Genomic DNA, 17,626 nt, shown 5'->3' on the forward strand with positions numbered 1-17,626 from the left:
AACCACTATGCGTAAACGTAAGAAACTCGACGGTTCGGACCTCAACAACGCCCTGGTGGGCGGGGCCTGCCTGATCGCCGTCATCACCCTGGGCCTGTGCACGGCGCCCACGGACGCCAAGGCTCAGGACGTTGCGAAAGGCGACCGTCCCGAGGTCGCCTTCAACGCCGCCATCGGATCGGACTATGTCTTCCGGGGCGTCAGCCAGAACGAAGGCGATCCGGCGATCTCGGCCGGGGTCGATGTGACGCAAGGCCTCTTCTACGCCGGGGCCTGGGCCGGGAACGTCTCCTTCGCCGGAGACGCCGACACCGACGCCGAGATCGACCTCTATGCGGGCGTTCGCCCTGCGTTCGCTGGCTTCGACTGGGACTTCGGCGTGGTCGGCTATGTCTACGCCGGCCAACCGGACGGTGCAGACTATGACTATGTCGAGCTGAAGGCCTCCGCTTCGCGCGCGGTCGGCCCGGCGACGCTGGGCGCGGCGATCTATTATTCGCCGGACTTCTTCGGTGCGTCCGAGGACGAGGCGACCTATGCCGAGATCAATGCGGCGGTCAGCCCCGCCGACAAATGGACGCTCTCGGCGGCCGTGGGGCGTCAGTGGGTGTCGTCGGCCTTCGACTACACGGCCTGGAACCTGGGCGCGGCCTATCAGCTGACGGAGCGGCTGAGCCTGGACGTCCGCTACTTCGACACCGACGAGCACGGCTTCGGCTCCGCCTATGACAGCCGCGTCGTCGCCAGCCTGAAGGCGAACTTCTGATGCTGAACCATATTCGCCCGGCGATCGTCATGATCGCCCTGTTCACCGGCGTTCTGGGCGTCGGCTATCCGTTGGCCGTGACGGGGGTGGCCCAGGCGGCCTTTTCGGATCAGGCGAACGGCAGCCTGGTTCGCGACAAGGAGGGGCGAGTGGTCGGCTCGGCCCTGGTCGGCCAGACGTTCGCCGCGCCGGGGTATCTGCACCCCCGGCCGTCGGCGGCGGGGGACGGCTATGACGCCGCCGCCTCGTCCGGCTCCAACCTCGGCCCGTTGAATCCCGATCTGATCGCGCGGGTGAAGACGGACGCCGACGCCTTGCAAAGCGAGGCGGGCGTAAAGGCCATCCCCGCCGACGCCGTGACGGCCTCTGCGTCGGGTCTCGACCCGCATATCTCTCCGGCCTACGCTGAGCTTCAGGCTGCCCGCATCGCCAAGGCGCGCGGCGTAGGGGAGGCACAGGTGCGCGAAGTGATCCGACAGCATGTCGAGGGCCGGACGTTCGGCGTGCTGGGCCAACCGCGGGTCAATGTGCTGTTGACCAATCAGGCGCTGGACGCTCGCTTCGGCCTTCTGACGACCGAGGGCGGATGACGTCGCCGATTCTCTCTACGGATCAGGCCCCGGCCGCCCCGCGCAAGCGTGGGCGGCTGAAGGTCTTTCTGGGCATGTCGCCAGGCGTCGGCAAGACCTATGAGATGCTGCGCGCCGCCCGGAGACGAAAGGCCGAGGGCGAGGACGTGGTCGTCGGCGTGGTCGAGACCCATGGCCGCAAAGAGACGATGAGCCTGCTGCGCGGGCTGGAAGTGATGGCCCGCAGGCCCATCGCCTATCGCGAACGGACCCTGCTGGAGTTCGACATCGACGCAGCCATCGCGCGCCGTCCGGACCTGCTGCTGGTCGACGAATACGCCCACTCCAACGCGCCGGGTTCGCGTCATCCGAAGCGCTGGCAGGACGTGGAGGAGATCCTGGAGGCCGGGATCGACGTCTGGACCACGCTGAACGTTCAGCATTTGGAGAGCCTATCGGACGTGGTGCTGCGCATCACGGGCGTCCGCCAACGCGAGAGCGTGCCCGACAGCGCCCTGTCGCGCGCCGACGACATCGAGCTGGTGGACATCACCCCCGAGGAGCTGCGCAAGCGTCTGGCCGAGGGCAAGGTCTATGTGCCCGAGACGGCGCGGCTGGCCTCGGACAACTTCTTCAAGGTCGAGAATCTGACGGCCCTGCGCGAACTGGCGCTGCGCCGCGCAGCCCAGACAGTGGACGATCAGCTGACCGCCCGTCTGCGCGAACAGGGCGCGGCCGGGCCGTGGGCGGCGGGCGAGCGCATCCTGGTTCTGGTGGCGGGCGACGCCATGGCCGGCCCTCTGGTGCGGACAGGGCGGCGCATGTCCGACATGATGATGGACGCGCCCTGGACCGTGGCTCATGTTGATCGGCCGTCTGGCGCGCGCCACGGCGTCGGCTCGGCGGGCAAGTTGTCCGATGCGTTGAAACTGGCCGAGCAACTGGGCGGGCGCACCGTGGTTCTCAGCGGCGACGACGTGGTGCGCGCCATCATGGATCACGCTCACAAAAACCATGTCACCCAGATCGTCTTGGCCAAGGGACGCGAAAGCCGCCTGTCGGAGTGGCTGGGCCGGTCTCTGGCCGCCGAACTGCTGCGTCAGGCGCGAGGCGTGGCCGTTCACGTCGTCACCGACGAGGTCGAGCCGGAACCGAAAGCGCCGAAAGACGTGCGCCTGAACCTGGCCGGAGGGTGGCGCGGCTACGCCGTCGGCGTCGCCTGCGTCATTGCAGCGACGGGACTGGCCCTCTTGCTGGACCGGACCTTCGAGCGTGTGGACTTGGGCGTCATCTATCTGACGGCGGTTCTGGCGGCGGGCGCCCTCTATGGGCTGCGGCCCGCGCTGGCGGCGGCGACCGTCGCCTTCCTGACCTACAATTTTCTGTTCCTGCAACCGAAGTTCAGCTTCGCCATCGGGTCGCCGACGGACGTGCTGACCCTGATCGTCTTCTGGGGCGTCGCCCTGACGACTGGCGCCCTGGCGGGCCGGGTGCGCGAGCAGGCCAGGGCGGCCCAGCGCCGCGCCTCGGCCGTATCCGCCCTGCTGGCCGCCAGCCAGCGCCTGACCGGCATCGGCGACCGGGGCGAGGCGGCGCGCATCCTGGCCGAACAGACGGCGGCGGCCGCCGGCGCCGGGGCTGTGGTGTTGCTGCCTGTCGAGAACGAATTGACCCTGACGGCTGGGGCGCCGGGCAAGCCCGAACTGGACGCGGAGGCCATGGCCGCTGCGCGCTGGGCTTGGGAAAGGGGCGAACCCGCCGGCCACGGCACCGGCACCCTGCCTCAGGCGCGGTGGACCTTCCGGCCGCTTCAGGGCGTGCGCGATCGCGCAGGGGTGGCGGGGATTGAGGCGGCGGCCCTGTCGCCGGGCTCTGACGAGGAGAAACTGGCTCTGGCTCTGCTGGATCAGGGGGCGGTGGCGGTCGAGCGCGCCGATTTGGCCGGTCAGGCGGTCGAAACCGAGACCCTGCGCCGCACCGACCGCTTCCGCGGCGCGCTGATGAACTCAGTCAGCCATGATCTGAGAACGCCGCTGTCGACGGTGCTGGGGGCCTCGACCACCCTGATCGACCTGGGCGACAAGCTTAAGCCGGCCGTCCGCGCCGACCTTCTGCTGTCGATCCGCGAGGAGGCCGAGCGCCTCAGTCGCTACGTCGGCGATCTGCTGGACATGACCCGGCTGGAGGGCGGCGGCCTGAACATCCGTTCCGACTGGGTCGACGTGCGCGACGTGCTGAACGCAGCGGGTAAGCGCGTGGCGCGACGTCTGGGCGAGCGCAAGCTGACCCGCGACTTCCCGGCCCAACTCAGCCTAGTCATGGTCGATCAGGGGCTGCTGGAACAGGCGCTGGTCAATATCCTCGAGAACGCTATCGCCTATAGCCCTGACGGTTCGACGGTCGAACTGGCCGCTTATGAAGATCGGGGCGCCGTGGTCATCTCGATCGAGGACGAAGGCAAGGGCATTCCCACCGCCGAACTGGAGCGGGTGTTCGACAAGTTCCGCCGCATGGAGGAGCCGTCGGACCGCACCAAAGGGGCGGGGTTAGGCTTGGCCATCGCCAAGGGCTTCGTCGAGGCCATGAACGGCCGCATCGCCGCCGCCAGTCCGATCCAGGACGGAAAAGGCACCCGCATCCTGATCAGCCTGCCCAAGGCCGTCGTCACCCACCCGAGCCTGCTTTAAGGTCTGTCGCATGGCCGCCGTTCGCCCCCAGATTCTCGTCATCGACGACGAGGCCCAAATCCACCGCTTCCTATCTCCAGCGCTGGACGCCGCCGGTTATGAGCCGCGCCGTGCTGACAGCGGGCAAGAGGGTCTGCGCGGCATCGCCCTGTGGAGTCCCGACGCCGTGGTGCTGGACCTGGGTCTGCCCGATATGGACGGCAAAGACGTGCTGGCCCGCGCCCGGGAATTCTATGTCGGCCCCATCATCATCCTGTCGGCGCGGGACAAGGAGGCCGAGAAGATCGCGGCGCTCGATCTGGGCGCCAATGACTATGTCGAAAAGCCCTTCGGCGTCGGCGAACTTCTGGCCCGGCTGCGGGCCAATTTGCGTCAGGCGCCGCGCGCCGAGGCGGCGGGGCCGCTGACGGCGGGCGAGGTGATCATCGACCTGGAACGCCGCAACATTACTCGCGCAGGCGAAGCCGTTCGTCTGACGCCCAAGGAGTATGATGTCCTGGCCCATCTGGCGCGCAACGTCGGCAAGGTCGTTGGCCACCGCGACCTGCTGACCGCCGTCTGGGGCAAGGCTCACGCCGAAGACACCCAGTATCTGCGGGTCGTCATCGGGCAACTGCGCCAGAAACTTGAGATCGACCCTGGGCAGCCCCGAATGATCGCCACCGAGCCTGGGGTCGGCTATCGGTTGATGGATTGAAGTCGGCTTAGGTCGTGGTGCTTGTTCTTCGTCAGCACCACGACCCAGAGGCCTTGTTTAAGCTTTTTAGTGGACCATGAAGCGGGTCGAGCCGTTCATCCGATGGCCGTCCGGCCCTTCGGCTGTCCAGGCCGCCGCATAGTTGCCTGGGGCGAGGCGAGGCAGAGGCGCGCTGACGGTTCGAGCGGCCGGGGCCGACGGCGCTGTGACCGTGATCGGCGCCCGTCCCTGAGCCGTCAGGGTGACGGTCTTGAGCGTCATCGGATGAGGAAAGGTCACACTGAATCGTTCCGGGGAGCCATGCGTCATGGCGCCGTCGGCCGGGTTGGTGACGATGCCCGAAGCCTTCGTCTGCGAGCCGCCATGTCGGGCATGACCGGCGTGCGGGTCTTGAGCGGCGGCCGCGCCAGCCAGCGAGGCCAACGCAACGGTGAGAACCAGTGTCTTCAACATGACCAATCTTCTCTTCAGATTCAGAACCAGGCTTTGATGCCGACCACGAAGCGCGTGTCTTCGGGATCCTGGCCTCTGGCCTTGGCGTAGTCGGCGGTGTCGCCCAGCGAACGGGTCCACTCGACGCCTACGTAGGGGGCGAACTCCTTGCGGATTTCATAGCGCAGGCGAAGACCGGCGGTGACCGACGTCAGGCCCGAGCCGATCTCAAGTTCCGGGATGTCGCTGGCCGACAGGGCCACTTCGATCGCCGGTTGCAGGATCCACTTCTGGGTGATGCGCTGGTCGTATTCGGCCTCGGCGCGGGCGGTCAGGTCGCCCTCGGTCGAGAGGAAGGCGGCGGCGCTCATCTCGAACCAGTAGGGAGCCACGCCCTGAACGCCGACGGTCAGGTGGGTGGTGTCGTCGCCGTCCGGACGGAAGTCCTGGCGCACGCCCGCCTGCAGGTCCCAGAAGGGCGCGATGGCGCGGCTGTAGAGAGCCTGAACCTCGGCCTCGTGCAGCGTGCCGTCGATCTCGCCTTCACCCTCGGTCTTCCACCAGAAGCGGTTGATGTCGCCGCCGGTCCAGCCCTGAGCGCCCCAGCTGTAGCCGTCTGCGCCGTCGCCGAAGCTGGCCTCGATGGAGTCGATCAGTACGGCCGTCGAGCGGATGTCGCCATTCTCGACCAGAAGTTGCTTGCGCGAAGCGGCCATCACGGCCGGGTCGAATAGCAGGTCGGCGGCGTGGGCCGGAGCCGAGCGAGCGGCGGCCGGGGGCGGGGTCTCGACCATGCGGCCGCCGACGGCGTCCACGCTGGTCGGGATGTTGGGCCCGCCGCGCGCGGCGCTCATGTCGTGACCCGCGTGGGGATCGGCCGGGGTCGCCTGGGCGGGAGCCATGGCGTGGCCCGCATGGGGATCAGTCGCGGGAGCGCCGTGCCCCGCGTGGCTGCTCATATCGTGACCGGCATGCGGATCGGCCGGCGCGGTGTTGTGATCTGCGTGCGGGTCCGCTTGGGCGGCTTGGGCCGTGACCATGTCGTGACCCGCGTGGGGATCCGCCGGGGCCGCCTGGGCCGGAGCCGTGTTGTGGCCGGCATGGGCATCAACCGGAGCCGTGCCGTGCCCGGCGTGACCGCTCATGTCATGACCAGCGTGCGGGTCAGACTGAGCGCCGGAGGCGGCTCCATGCATGGGGCAGGGCTTGCCCTCACGCATTATGGGGCAGTCGTGCGCGGGCTTGGCGGCCGAGGGCGTCGCCTGTGCGACGGGCGCAGGAGCTGCTGCGGGAATGTGATCCGCATGACCGGCGTGGCTCTGGGCCAGGGCGGGACCGCCCGCAGCCAGCATCAGGGGCGCGAGGGCCAGGGAGAGGGAAAGAGACTTCACGAGGCGGCTCCAGCCAGCGGGCGAACGGTGACGACGTTGAACATGCCCGCGTGCATGTGCATCAGAAGGTGGCAGTGGAAGGCCCAGTCGCCGGGCGCGTCGGCGGTCAGGTCGAAAGTGACCTTGCCGCCCGGCGCGACGTTGACGGTGTGCTTGAGCGGCTGATGGCCGTCGTGGCCGTTGACCAGCTCGAAGAAGTGGCCGTGCAGGTGGATGGGGTGGGCCATCATGGTGTCGTTGACCAGGGTCACGCGCACACGCTCGTTCAGCTCGAAGCGGATCGGTTCGACCACCTCCGAGAATTTGCGGCCGTCAAAGCCCCACATGAACCGCTCCATATTGCCGGTCAGGTGGATCTCCATGGTGCGCGATGGCGCGCGAGTGTCCTTGTTCGGCGTCAGCGAGCGCAGGTCGGCGTAGACCAGCACGCGATGATCGACGTCATCCAGGCCCTGCGGCCGGTCGGCCAGGCGGTTGGACGGGGCCGGGGCGATGGCGTCCACGCCGACGCCGACGGCCATGTCGGCCGGGGCGTTGTTCGGATCGCGCATGCTCATGCCGCTGTGGTCCATCGGGGCAGCGGACGCCGCGGTGCCTGCCGCCGTTCCGTGGCCCATGGCCGCGTGATCGGCGCCCGCGGCGCCGTGCGCGCTGTGATCCATGCCGCCCATGCCCATGTCCTTCATGGTCAGGTTGGGCACCTTGCGCAGCGGCGGAACCTCGGCCGTCATGCCCATGCGCGGCGCCAGGGTGGCGCGACCCATGCCCGAACGGTCGATGGCTTCGGAGACGATGGTGTAGGCGCGGTCCTCGGTCGGGCGGACGATGACGTCATAGGTCTCGGCGACCGAAATCTGGAACTCGTCGACTTCGATCGGGCGGACGTTCTCGCCGTCGGCCTGGACTACGGTCATCGGCAGGCCGGGAATGCGGAAATTGAAGATCGACATGGCCGAGGCGTTGATGATGCGCAGGCGAACGCGCTCGCCCGGCCGGAACAGGCCGGTCCAGTTCTCTTCCGGGCCGTGGCCGTTGACCAGATAGGTGTAGGTCGTGCCGTTGACGTCCAGGATGTCGCGCGGGTCCATCCGCATCCCGCCCCACATCCGGCGCTCCGACAGGTTCATGCCGTCAGAACCGTCCAGCAGTCCGGCCAGGGTCGTCTTCTGCATATTGAAGTAGCCGGGGCTCTTCTTCAGCTTGTCGAGGATTTCATGCGGATGCAGGAAGCTCCAGTCCGACAGGACCAGGACGTGTTCGCGGTCATAGGCGACCGGATCGGCCCCCGCCGGGTCGATGACGATGGGGCCGTAGTGGCCCATGGCCTCCTGAAGGCCAGAGTGGCTGTGATACCAATAGGTGCCCGACTGCTTGATCGGGAACTCATAGACGAAGGTCTCGTGCGGCTTGATGCCGGGGAAGCTGACGCCGGGCACGCCGTCCATCTGGAACGGCAGCAACAGGCCATGCCAGTGGATCGAAGTGTCCTCGTCCAGATTGTTGGTCACCGACAGGCGCACGTTCTGGCCCTCGCGCATCCGCAGCAGGGGCGCAGGCAGCAGGCCGTTGACCATGAAGGCGTGGCCGGTGCGGCCGCCGACGGTGAAGCTGGCGTCGCCTACGCTCAGGTCGATGTTCGGTCCGGTCAGCGTCGGCAGGTCGGCGCGCAGGCCCGGCGATCCGGTCTGCGCCCAGGCGGGCAGAAGGCCCTGCAGGCCCAGAATGCCGCCGCCCAGGGCGGCGCCTCGCAACAGGGTTCGACGGTCCAGTGATGATGTCGCCATGAAGTCCAAGTCTCAAAGAGGCCGTTCGCCCGTAAAGGCGCGCGGGGAGGGGTCTGATCGGGATACGCAGGCGAAACGGCCGCCCCTTGCATCACCGTTGCGGCAGGGCGCCGCAGCATGCCGACGCCTTAGCGCGCCAGGGTCTGGTTCAATTTCTGCCTGGCGCGGGCGATGCGGGTCTCCACCGCCTTGGGCGTGACGCCCAGAACCTCGGCGATCTCGCCGTGAGAACGCCCCTCAAGCGAGGCCAGCAGCAGGGGCGCTTTCAGATTGTCGGGCAGGGAGGCAAGGGCGCGATTCATCTCGTCCATGCGACGGCGGTCGTCCAACTGAGTCTCGGCTTCCGGCGCATCCTCGCCCACGGCCATGGCTTCGGGCGTGTCCAGCCCCATGACGCCGCGCACGATGCGGCGCACGGTGCGCTTGCGGCCCCAGTCGCGGCATTTGTTGATGGCGATCGAGCGCAGCCAGGTCGCGAAGGGCCGCGTCGGGTCATAGCGCCGGATGGCCAGCCAGGCCGAGACATAGGTTTCCTGCAGCAGGTCGTGCGCCTCGTCTGTGTCGCCGACATATCGGCGAACGAAGCGATAGAGGTCGCCGCTGGTCGCCGCCATCAGGGCGGTGAAGGCCGTGCGGTCGCCGCGCGCCGCGCGCGCCTCGTCTGTATCGCCCTCGACCTCCACCTCGACCTTACCGGGGCTCTTGCGTAAGGGCGCCGGCGATTTCCTTGTCGAAGATGCGGGCCTGTTCCGGCGTCAACACCGCGCGCATCTCGAACACATGGGCGATGGTGGCCTTCTGCAAGGCGCCCATGGCGTCGTGGAAGTGGTCGACCGCGGCGCGGACCTCGGGGCTGTCGCCCTTGCTGGCGGCGATGGAGTCGGCCAGTTCGCGATTGGCGGCGCGGACATCGGCCTCCAGCGCGTCGCGCTGGACGGCGAAGCTCGCCTCGATCTGATCCAGGCGGGCGTCCTGGTCGGCGGTCAGGTCCAGTTTCTGGTGCACGATGTCGTGCACGCTGGGGGTCTCGTGCTGCTTCATCATCCAGCCGGCCGCCAGCCAGGCGGCGCCGCCGCTGGCCAGGGCGGCCAGGACGACCGTCAGGGCGATGGACTTCCAGTTGGCGCTCATCCGCCGACCTCGAAGCGGGTCATCGGCGACAGACCAGCGGAGACGCTGAAAACCTGGATGTCCGACCGACCAGGCTTGAATGCCTGGCCCAGCATGCCGCCGTTGGTCACGCCGACCAGCAGGGCGACAGCCATGACGGCCAGGCGCACCTGGCTCATGCGACGCTGCTCCTGCCGCTCTTCGATCCGGCGCCAGACCCGGTTCTCCAGGCCCGCCAATCGTGAGGTCTCATCGGTTGAAGGCGGCGTCGCCAGCATGCGTTCCATGTCGTCTGTCATTCTGCGCCTTTCGCGGGCTCGATCCTTCATACGCGAGGCGACGCGTCTTCCCTTGGAAAGGAGCGCGTCGAACGGGCATGGTTCCGATAATGGCAACCTACGCCAAGTGGGGGGCGTGGCGAAAGATCGCGTCACGACCCAGGCTCGACGCCTAGAGGGAAGCGGGGGGCGGCTGGACGCCCATCACGGCGACGACAGCCAGGATCGCCAGCGCCATGGCGAACTCGATCGCCAGGCTCTTTTTCAAATGCGGCATGGCCTGGCCCGCATCACAAGCCATCAAGGGCGCCAGACGGAATCGGTTGGCGGCCGCCAAACAGACCATCAGGCCGAACAGCGCCAGCTTGATCATCAGCAGGACGCCATAGGAGCTGGCGGTCAAACTCAGCGCTTTGGAGACGCCGACCAGATAGACGCTGTTGATCAGCCCCGTCACGATCAGGGCGCCGACCGCCGCCGTACCGACCCCGGCGAATCCGGTCAGGCTGCGCGCCACGCCGGCGTCCCAGGCAGGATCCGCTGACGGTCGCCGCACGATCAGGACGGCGAAGGCCGCCAGGGCGCCGACCCAGATGGAGGCCGCTACGGCATGGGTAATGTCCGAGGCCAGGTGGATCAGATGTCCCGGCCCTTGCGTCGCTGCGCCGTGGCCGGTCCAGGCGAAACTGGCCGAGACGACGAGACCCAGCAGCGCCAGCACGCTCCACGCCAGCCGACCGGGACGCAGCAGCAGCGCCACCGCCAAGGCCAGAGCCGCCGCGAGCATCCGCACGACCAACGCCTTGCCCAGCCCCATGCCCGTGACCATGAAGCCCAGGGCTTCCGGCTTGAGCGCTGCGCTTAGGGAGCCCGCCATCATAGCGGTTTGAGCCAGCAGGGCGGCGGGCGCGGCCACCATCAGGACCGCTGCGGCCCAGGCTATGGTCAGACGCGGCCAGCGCAGGTTTAGCGGTCCGACCGCCCGCGCGCTGTAGAGCATGAAGGCGGGCAGGCCGAGCAGCAGCGCCCCGGCGGCGTATTGCACGCCGCGCAGGACGACGATCCAGACCTCGACCATATCAGCGCACGGTGAAGTCGTAGCTGCCGGTCATGCGATGGCCGTCGGTGGAGGCGATGCGCCAGTTGACGACATAGGCGCCGGCCGCAAGCGGGCGCGCCAGGGTTCCCGTGATCGTCTTGCCGTCCTGGCTGACCTGGGTGCGAACCGTCGCCTTGGCACCGACGGCGTTGACGACGTCGAAGTTGGAGAAGGCCGGAGCCACACGGTCGCTGAAGGTCAGGGCCACGACACGCGGCGACGCGACGGCCGACTTGGCCGCGGGCGTGGCGCTGACCAGGCGGGCGTGCGCCGTAGCCGGCGCCGCCGACAACAGAACGGCGGCAGAGACAGCGATGAAGGAAAAGGGATTCAAAGTGGACATGATCGTCTCCAGAGGGAGGCCGTTGAGGCCCTGAAGACCACTACGGACGAAACGGACGGCGCCCTTAAACGTCCGGAGCGCTAGAAACACACTTCAACAGTCGTGTTGTGGGGAAACATCGCCGCCTGACGCGCATCGCTTAAAAAGCACGCAGAATGTAGGGCGATGAACATGGCGGACAGGGTGGGATTCGAACCCACGGTAGGCTTCCACCTACGGCGGTTTTCAAGACCGCTGCCTTAAACCACTCGGCCACCTGTCCCACGCGAGTCGGCTCGCGTTCGCCTGTGCATAGCGGCAAGGCGGGCGTGACCCAAGCGGAAAGCGTTAGGCGCCGCTAACCTTCGACACGGCGCCCGAACGTGTGACCAGCCAGATACCCGCGCAAACCAAAACCAGCGCGATCAGATAGCTCCAGCGCAACATGGACTCGCCTAGGAAAAGCGCCGACAGCGACACGCCGAAGACCGGGATCAGGAAGTTGAAGGCGGCGATCATGCCCACGGGGTTGTGCTTCAAAAGCAGGCTCCACAACGCAAAGGCGACTGAGGACAGCAGAGCCAGGTAAAGCAGCAGGGCTGCGGATGTCAGGTCGAACCCTTGCAATTCTCCGTCCATCCCCATGCCTGCGACCGTCAGAATCAGGCCGCCGACAAACAACTGCCAGCCGGTCATCACCATGGGGTCGAGGCTGCGCGACAGCCGCTTGCCATAGATGGAGGCCGCCGCCAGGACGAAAGCCGCGATCACGATGAAACCTTCGCCCAGCAGGGTGAAATCGAAGCCGAGCGCGCCGCCGCCCAGGTTGACCACGACCACGCCCATGAAGCCGATCAGGCATCCTAGCGCCTTGCGGGCGCTCAGACGGTCGTCCGCATAGATGAAATGAGCCAGAACGACGCTGAAGAAGACGCTGGTCGCGTTCATGATCGAGGATTTGACGCCTGATGCATGGGCTAGGCCGATATAGAAGAAGACGTATTGGATGGCCGTCTGGGTCAGCCCAAGCAGGGCGACCTGTCCCGCCTGGCCACGGCTCATCGCCAGAACAGGCTTCTTCATCACCAGGGCGACGATCAGCAGGATCGCCCCCGCCAAAGCGAAGCGCCACCCTGCAAACATCAGCTGACTGGCGATGTCAGTCGGCGCGATCTTCAGCAGGGCGTAGCCGCTTTTTACGGCCGGAAAGGCGCTGCCCCACAGCGCACAGCATAGGGTGGCGAGAAGAAAGACCCCAGTGCGGGTCTTGTACAGGGAGGGGGTCAAGGCGCTCGGTTCTGACGTTCAGCCGGGGAGGGGCTTTACCGCAAGGCCATACGCGCAAACGGGACGTTAACCAAACCGGAAACCTCCGCCGTTAATTTCGGCCAAATCGATAGTCGGTCGGAGTAAAAGCAACATGTGGGCGAGACTGCTGAAGGGCACGATGATCGCCGCCGCCTTCTCGACCCTGGCGGCGTGCGCCAGCTTGGGCGGCAAGGGCGATGCGCCGATCGGCGCGCCCGTCGTGACCGATCCGGCTCCGATCGTTTCGGGCACTATGCGTCCCTATCAGATCCGCGGTCGCTGGTACCATCCGAAGGAACAGCCCAACTACGACGAAGTAGGGCAGGCGTCCTGGTACGGCAGCTATCATCACGGGCGTTCAACCTCGACCGGCGAACGGTTCGACATGAACGGCCTGACCGCCGCTCATAAGACTTTGCCCTTGCCCAGCCTGGTCGAGGTGACGAACCGCGCCAATGGGCGCCGGGTCATACTGCGCGTCAATGACCGGGGACCGTTTGTCGATGGACGCATCATCGATCTGTCGCGCGGAGCCGCCGAGGAACTGGGCCTCCTGCAGCAAGGCGTGGGGGACGTGCGCGTCCGTTATGTCGGCCCTGCGCCGCGCCAGGGCGGAGGAACGCCTCTCCGCCGAGCAGAAGCCGACAGCGCGCGCCGGCCCCAAGCAACTCAGGTTCAGACGCAGTCCCCGGGGCCGCGCCCCTATTACGAAAACACAGCGGTCCCGTCCCAGCCCGCTCCGCAGCCCGTCTACACAGCAGCGCAACCGGCGGCCTCGAACGCCTATTGGGTACAGGCCGGCGCCTATTCTGATCGACGCGGCGCAGACCAGGTCGCACGACGCCTCGGCGACAAGGCCGTGGTGCAGAACATCGACAGGAACGGACGGCCGTTGTTCCGTGTCGTGGTCGGCCCGTGGCCCGATGCCGGGGCTGCTGAACGCGCTCGTCAGGCCGTTATGGCGCGCGGCTTTGACGATGCCTTGTTGATAGGCGGCTGAACGGGCTTGCTTCCCGCGGCTCGCTCGCCATTGTGCGCGGGTGCAGCGAGGCAGATTCATCACTTTCGAAGGCGGCGAGGGCGCCGGCAAGACGACCCAGGCGCGCCTGCTGGTTGAACGCTTGCGCGCGCGCGGCCTCGACGTGCTCCAGACGCGCGAACCCGGCGGATCGCCGGGGGCTGAGGAGATCCGCAACATCGCCGTGTCGGGCGAGGCGGATCGCTGGTCGGCGCGCACCGAGACGCTGCTGATGTATGCGGCGCGGTCGGACCATCTGGAGCGGACAATTCTGCCCGCGCTTGAGGCCGGGCGCTGGGTGGTCTGTGACCGTTTCGCGGATTCCAGCCGCGTCTACCAAGGCGCTGGCGGGGGGACGCCGGAAAGCCTGATCGAAGCGCTGGACGACGCCGTGGTCAACGGCGACCAGCCGGACCTGACCCTGGTGTTCGATCTGCCGGTCGAGGTCGGTCTGGATCGGGCCTTCGGGCGCGGGCTGTTCGAGACTCGCTTCGAATCCAAGGGGTTGGCCTTCCACCAGAAACTGCGCGACGGCTTCCTCAAGGTGGCCGAACGTCACCCTGAACGCTGCGTCGTCCTTGATGCGACGGGCGAGGTCGACGACGTCGCGGCCCGGCTGTGGGCCGTGGTGGAGGAGCGGCTGCTTTGAGCGAGCATCCGCGCGACCGCTTCGACCTGATCGCCGACATCCAGGCAGAGGAAGCCTTTCTGGACGCGCTGAATCGAGGACGGCTGCACCACGCCTGGCTATTGTGCGGGGTCGAGGGGTCGGGCAAGGCCAGCTTCGCCTATCGCGCCGCTCGTCGACTTCTGGGGGCCGCGCCGGACCCGTCGCGCGGGCCGCTGGGCGCCGCGCCGCATGACCCCGTCAGCCGCCTGGTGTCCGCTCAGGCCCACCCGGACCTTCTGGTGTTGGAGCGAGCAGTCGAGGGCGGCAAGCTGAAGCGCGCCATCTCCGTCGATCAGGCTCGCGACCTGCCGGAATTCTTCGCCAAGAGCCCGTCCCAGGCCCGGCACCGCGTCGCCATCATTGATGCGGCGGATGACCTGAACATCAACGCGGCCAACGCCTTGCTTAAAATTCTTGAGGAACCGCCTGAAAGCGGCGTGCTCTTCCTGGTCACCCATGCGCCGGGCCGTTTGTTGGCCACTATCCGCTCTCGCTGTCGGCGGCTGACCTTTCCGGTTTGGTCCGAGGCGCGTCTGACCGACCTGGTGCGTCAGCGCACGGGCGTGTCCAACGATGAAGCCTTGGCCGCCGCGGCCATGGCTGGGGGCTCGCCTGGCGCAGCTCTGGATCTGGCGTCGGGCGCCATGACCGAGGTCGACCGTCTCGCTCGCGCCTGGGTCGATGGACCAGAGATTGATCGCGCGGAACAACTGGCTATCGCCGACGGCTTCCGCGGCGCGGAAGGGCAGGCGCGGTTCGAGGCTCTGATGGATCGCCTGATCGCAGCGGCGAAACGCCGGGCCGTCGACTCTGGGGGCCGCGAAGGCGCACGTTGGGCCGAGCTTTGGGGGCGACTGTCCGACCTGCCCGATCGCGCCATCGGGCTGAATCTTGATAAGGGAGACGTCCTGGCCGGAGCCTTGGCCGACATCGCCCGCACGAAAGCCGCCGCCTGATATGCTTATCGACAGTCACGTCAACCTGCACGCCCCCCAGTTCGACGAGGATCGCGAGGCGGTGATCGACCGTGCGCGCCAGGCGGGCGTGCGGCTGATGGTCGAGATTTCCGACAAGCTGTCGACCTTCGAGGCGACGCACGCCCTGGCGATGAACAACGCCGACATCTGGTGCACGGTCGGCGTCCATCCGCACGAGGCCAAGGACTATGCCGACCTGACCGTGGACCGCCTGGTTGAGCTGGCGGATCGTCCGCGCGTCATCGGCATCGGCGAATGCGGCCTGGACTTCCACTATGACCTCAGTCCGCGCGATGTTCAGGCGACGGTCTTCCGCCAGCACGTCGAGGCGGCGCGCCGCACGGGCCTGCCTCTGGTGATCCACACGCGCGAAGCCGATGAGGTCATGGCCGACATCCTGCGCGAAGAACACCGCCGCGCGCCGTTCAAGTTCCTGATGCACTGCTATACCAGCGGCCTGGAACTAGCTGAAACTGCGATGGAACTCGGCGCCTGGTTCTCGGTTTCAGGCATCGCCACCTTCAAGGCGGCCGAGGAGGTGAGGGAGGTCATTCGTCGGATGCCTGAAGATCGCATCATCGTTGAAACCGACTGCCCCTATCTGGCGCCCATCCCGCATCGCGGCCGCCGGAATGAACCCGCCTATGTCGGTCTGGTGCTGGAAAGGCTGGCTGAGATACGCGGTTGGACGCCTGAACAAGCCGATGAGCTGACGACTGACGCCTTCTTCAACCTGTTCGATCGCATTCCCAGGCCCGCCGAATGAGCGGGCAGGGCGAGTTGGAAGTCGTCATTCTCGGCTGCGGCTCGTCCGGCGGCGTGCCGCGCGGCGACGGCGACTGGGGCGACTGCGACCCATCCGAACCGCGCAATCGGCGCACCCGTTGCTCCATGTTGGCGCGCCGACACGGCCCGGATGGCGTGACCAGCGTGGTGATCGACACCTCGCCCGACTTCCGTCAGCAGATGCTGGCCGCCGAGGTCCGTCATATCGACGCGGTTCTCTACACCCACGACCATGCGGATCAGACACATGGCATCGACGACCTTCGCGTCTTCGCCGCCCACGCGCGTCGACGCATTCCCGCCTGGATGGATGCGGCCACCCACCACGCCCTGACGCGGCGCTTCGACTACATCTTTGAGAGCCACCACGGCTATCCGGCTATCGTCGAGGCTCATCGCCTCCCGCCGCACGGCCAGTCATGGGAAGTGGAGGGACCCGGCGGCCCGATCCCCGTCATGACTTTCGACCAAATGCATGGACCGATCCGCTCGGTCGGATACCGCTTGGGATCCGTCGCCTATTCAAGCGACGTCTCAGACCTGGACGACGCGGCTCTGGAAGCCGTGAGCGGCGCTCAGCTGTGGATCATCGACGCGCTGCGCTACACGCCGCATCCAACCCATGCTCACGTCGATCTAGCCTTGGAGTGGATCGCGCGCGCAGAGGTTTCCAAAGCCGTGCTGACGAACCTTCATATAGATTTGGATTACAATACCTTGTCACACTCTTTGCCTTCAAACGTTGAAGTGGCGTTTGATGGTTGGCGAGGCGCTTTCGACCTCTAAACGCTCTTCTCAGAAGGGCGTTCGATCAGTTCATGATCAGGGCGTAGCCCGCCTGCTGATGGTGGATGACCGTCATCAACGCTGCGAGATCGACCTGCACGCCCGGCTCCAGATCGGCTTCCGTCAAGCCGTTGGCGACCATGGACTGACCGCAAAGCCGCACCTGGACCCCGGCAGCCGTCAGGGCGCGAACAAGGGCGCTGTTCGGGTTTGTCTCGCCCTTGCCGCGCGCTGCCCACGCTGCATCAGACAGAGAGGCCAGAGACGCGCCGCCATGCATCACAACAACGATCTTTCGCCGCTCGGCAGGGACGCCGTTCGCCGCCAGCATATTGGTCAGGCGTGCGACACGTTCCAATCCCTTCAACGGCTTGTCGTCAGGACCGCCCTGGGTCAGATCGACGATGACGCGATAGTCGCGCTGGGGGTCAGGCTGTTCGCCAGCCTGAGGCAGAGGCGTAAAGGCTCCATAGCCGATCACGGCCTGGGCTTGAGCCGGCGCACCCAGGGCAAGAAGGACGCATGAGGTGATCACGGACGCGAGGAAGATGTTTTTCATAGCGTACCAAGCCGTACAACGCCGTGAACGCTCAGGCTATGGATCAAAAGCCCAATAGTATATTTCGCAGACTGCACATGTTCGGAAACTGTTGCAGCCATAAATGGCTGAATTAACACCGAAAATAATGCAGTTTGAGAGAAGCGGCCGTTGCGCTCGGCGACAGCGCTTATGTTGCAAACCTCAACGCGCTCAGGGCGGCTGCAGAGGCGCGATGGGCACGAAACACTAGACGTAGATAGGTTGTGGATAAACGCTAGAAGCGAAGACGGAGGTCCGCTTCTGACTCAACTCGGGCTTTGGCGACGTCCGCTTTCGGGCATGGTGCCGGTCAACCTCCGAATTCTGAGGTCTGAATCTCAGATGACTTTGGGACTGTCTACTTTT

Annotated in this window: 19 protein-coding genes and 1 tRNA gene; 9 read left to right on the top strand and 11 right to left on the bottom strand. The window is 66.6% G+C overall.

The features are described from left to right. The first annotated feature begins 7 nt into the window (after positions 1-7). Genes B3D50_RS08450 through B3D50_RS08465 form a run of 4 tightly spaced genes read left to right on the top strand, consistent with a single transcriptional unit; the run spans position 8 to position 4,719 of the window. The gene (locus B3D50_RS08450; protein ID WP_286950741.1) at positions 8-766 is read left to right on the top strand and encodes a TorF family putative porin; all 759 of its coding nucleotides are present in this window, start codon (positions 8-10) and stop codon (positions 764-766) included. Then, positions 766-1,356, top strand: coding sequence for a potassium-transporting ATPase subunit KdpC (kdpC, locus tag B3D50_RS08455; RefSeq protein ID WP_286950743.1), 591 nt, complete (start codon positions 766-768; stop codon positions 1,354-1,356). Before B3D50_RS08450 ends, kdpC begins: the two co-directional genes overlap by 1 nt. Then, complete coding sequence (locus B3D50_RS08460; RefSeq protein WP_286950745.1) at positions 1,353-4,022, top strand: sensor histidine kinase; 2,670 nt, start codon at positions 1,353-1,355, stop codon at positions 4,020-4,022. Before kdpC ends, B3D50_RS08460 begins: the two co-directional genes overlap by 4 nt. A gap of 10 nt (positions 4,023-4,032) precedes the next feature. Beyond that, a complete protein-coding gene (locus tag B3D50_RS08465) occupies positions 4,033-4,719 on the top strand; it encodes a winged helix-turn-helix domain-containing protein (protein WP_286950748.1) in 687 nt (228 codons plus the stop codon). 66 nt (positions 4,720-4,785) lie between these two features. Here the strand turns inward: B3D50_RS08465 and B3D50_RS08470 are convergent, their stop codons facing one another. The 10 genes from B3D50_RS08470 to B3D50_RS08515 all read right to left on the bottom strand — a co-directional run bounded on the left by B3D50_RS08470 (position 4,786) and on the right by B3D50_RS08515 (position 12,422). After that, entirely contained in the window at positions 4,786-5,172 is a 387-nt protein-coding gene (locus B3D50_RS08470; protein ID WP_286950750.1) for a copper resistance CopC family protein, read from the bottom strand. 20 nt (positions 5,173-5,192) lie between these two features. After that, a complete protein-coding gene (locus B3D50_RS08475) occupies positions 5,193-6,542 on the bottom strand; it encodes a copper resistance protein B (protein ID WP_286950752.1) in 1,350 nt (449 codons plus the stop codon). Then, positions 6,539-8,326 carry a copper resistance system multicopper oxidase gene (locus B3D50_RS08480; RefSeq protein WP_286950754.1) on the bottom strand — a complete coding sequence of 596 codons (1,788 nt, stop codon included), beginning with the start codon at positions 8,324-8,326 and terminating at the stop codon, positions 6,539-6,541. Before B3D50_RS08480 ends, B3D50_RS08475 begins: the two co-directional genes overlap by 4 nt. A 128-nt stretch (positions 8,327-8,454) precedes the next feature. Continuing rightward, the gene (locus B3D50_RS08485; protein WP_286950756.1) at positions 8,455-9,009 is read right to left on the bottom strand and encodes an RNA polymerase sigma factor; all 555 of its coding nucleotides are present in this window, start codon (positions 9,007-9,009) and stop codon (positions 8,455-8,457) included. A 7-nt stretch (positions 9,010-9,016) separates the two neighbouring features. Further along, positions 9,017-9,457, bottom strand: coding sequence for a Spy/CpxP family protein refolding chaperone (locus B3D50_RS08490; RefSeq protein ID WP_003165023.1), 441 nt, complete (start codon positions 9,455-9,457; stop codon positions 9,017-9,019). Beyond that, positions 9,454-9,723: a hypothetical protein gene (locus B3D50_RS08495; RefSeq protein ID WP_233126659.1), complete on the bottom strand. Its 270-nt coding sequence runs from the start codon at positions 9,721-9,723 to the stop codon at positions 9,454-9,456. The genes B3D50_RS08490 and B3D50_RS08495 overlap by 4 nt, the downstream gene beginning before the upstream one ends. A 163-nt stretch (positions 9,724-9,886) precedes the next feature. Continuing rightward, entirely contained in the window at positions 9,887-10,792 is a 906-nt protein-coding gene (gene copD, locus B3D50_RS08500) for a copper homeostasis membrane protein CopD (protein ID WP_286950760.1), read from the bottom strand. Position 10,793: 1 nt separating this feature from the next. Further along, positions 10,794-11,156 (bottom strand): copper homeostasis periplasmic binding protein CopC, encoded by a 363-nt coding sequence (gene copC / locus B3D50_RS08505; RefSeq protein WP_286950762.1) that lies wholly within the window; start codon positions 11,154-11,156, stop codon positions 10,794-10,796. A gap of 172 nt (positions 11,157-11,328) precedes the next feature. Further along, positions 11,329-11,418, bottom strand: a tRNA-Ser gene (locus tag B3D50_RS08510). Positions 11,419-11,483: 65 nt separating this feature from the next. Beyond that, entirely contained in the window at positions 11,484-12,422 is a 939-nt protein-coding gene (locus B3D50_RS08515) for a DMT family transporter (RefSeq protein ID WP_286950764.1), read from the bottom strand. A 133-nt stretch (positions 12,423-12,555) separates the two neighbouring features. Here B3D50_RS08515 and B3D50_RS08520 point away from each other — a divergent pair, with 133 nt between their 5' ends. The 5 genes from B3D50_RS08520 to B3D50_RS08540 are packed head-to-tail and all read left to right on the top strand — an operon-like array spanning position 12,556 to position 16,680. Beyond that, positions 12,556-13,443 carry a septal ring lytic transglycosylase RlpA family protein gene (locus B3D50_RS08520; protein WP_286950765.1) on the top strand — a complete coding sequence of 296 codons (888 nt, stop codon included), beginning with the start codon at positions 12,556-12,558 and terminating at the stop codon, positions 13,441-13,443. 40 nt (positions 13,444-13,483) lie between these two features. Beyond that, entirely contained in the window at positions 13,484-14,110 is a 627-nt protein-coding gene (gene tmk, locus B3D50_RS08525) for a dTMP kinase (protein WP_286950766.1), read from the top strand. Beyond that, the gene (locus B3D50_RS08530; protein WP_286950767.1) at positions 14,107-15,087 is read left to right on the top strand and encodes a DNA polymerase III subunit delta'; all 981 of its coding nucleotides are present in this window, start codon (positions 14,107-14,109) and stop codon (positions 15,085-15,087) included. The genes tmk and B3D50_RS08530 overlap by 4 nt, the downstream gene beginning before the upstream one ends. Position 15,088: 1 nt before the next feature. After that, on the top strand, positions 15,089-15,874 hold the full coding sequence (locus B3D50_RS08535) for a TatD family hydrolase (protein ID WP_269297319.1): 786 nt from the start codon (positions 15,089-15,091) through the stop codon (positions 15,872-15,874). Further along, positions 15,871-16,680 (top strand): MBL fold metallo-hydrolase, encoded by an 810-nt coding sequence (locus B3D50_RS08540; RefSeq protein WP_286950769.1) that lies wholly within the window; start codon positions 15,871-15,873, stop codon positions 16,678-16,680. Before B3D50_RS08535 ends, B3D50_RS08540 begins: the two co-directional genes overlap by 4 nt. Before the next feature lie 25 nt (positions 16,681-16,705). Here the strand turns inward: B3D50_RS08540 and B3D50_RS08545 are convergent, their stop codons facing one another. Beyond that, on the bottom strand, positions 16,706-17,215 hold the full coding sequence (locus B3D50_RS08545) for a DsrE family protein (protein ID WP_286950770.1): 510 nt from the start codon (positions 17,213-17,215) through the stop codon (positions 16,706-16,708). Between the last annotated feature and the right edge of the window lie 411 nt (positions 17,216-17,626).

The sequence above is a fragment of the Brevundimonas sp. UBA7507 genome (assembly GCF_002478355.1).
Taxonomy (GTDB): domain Bacteria; phylum Pseudomonadota; class Alphaproteobacteria; order Caulobacterales; family Caulobacteraceae; genus Brevundimonas; species Brevundimonas diminuta_D.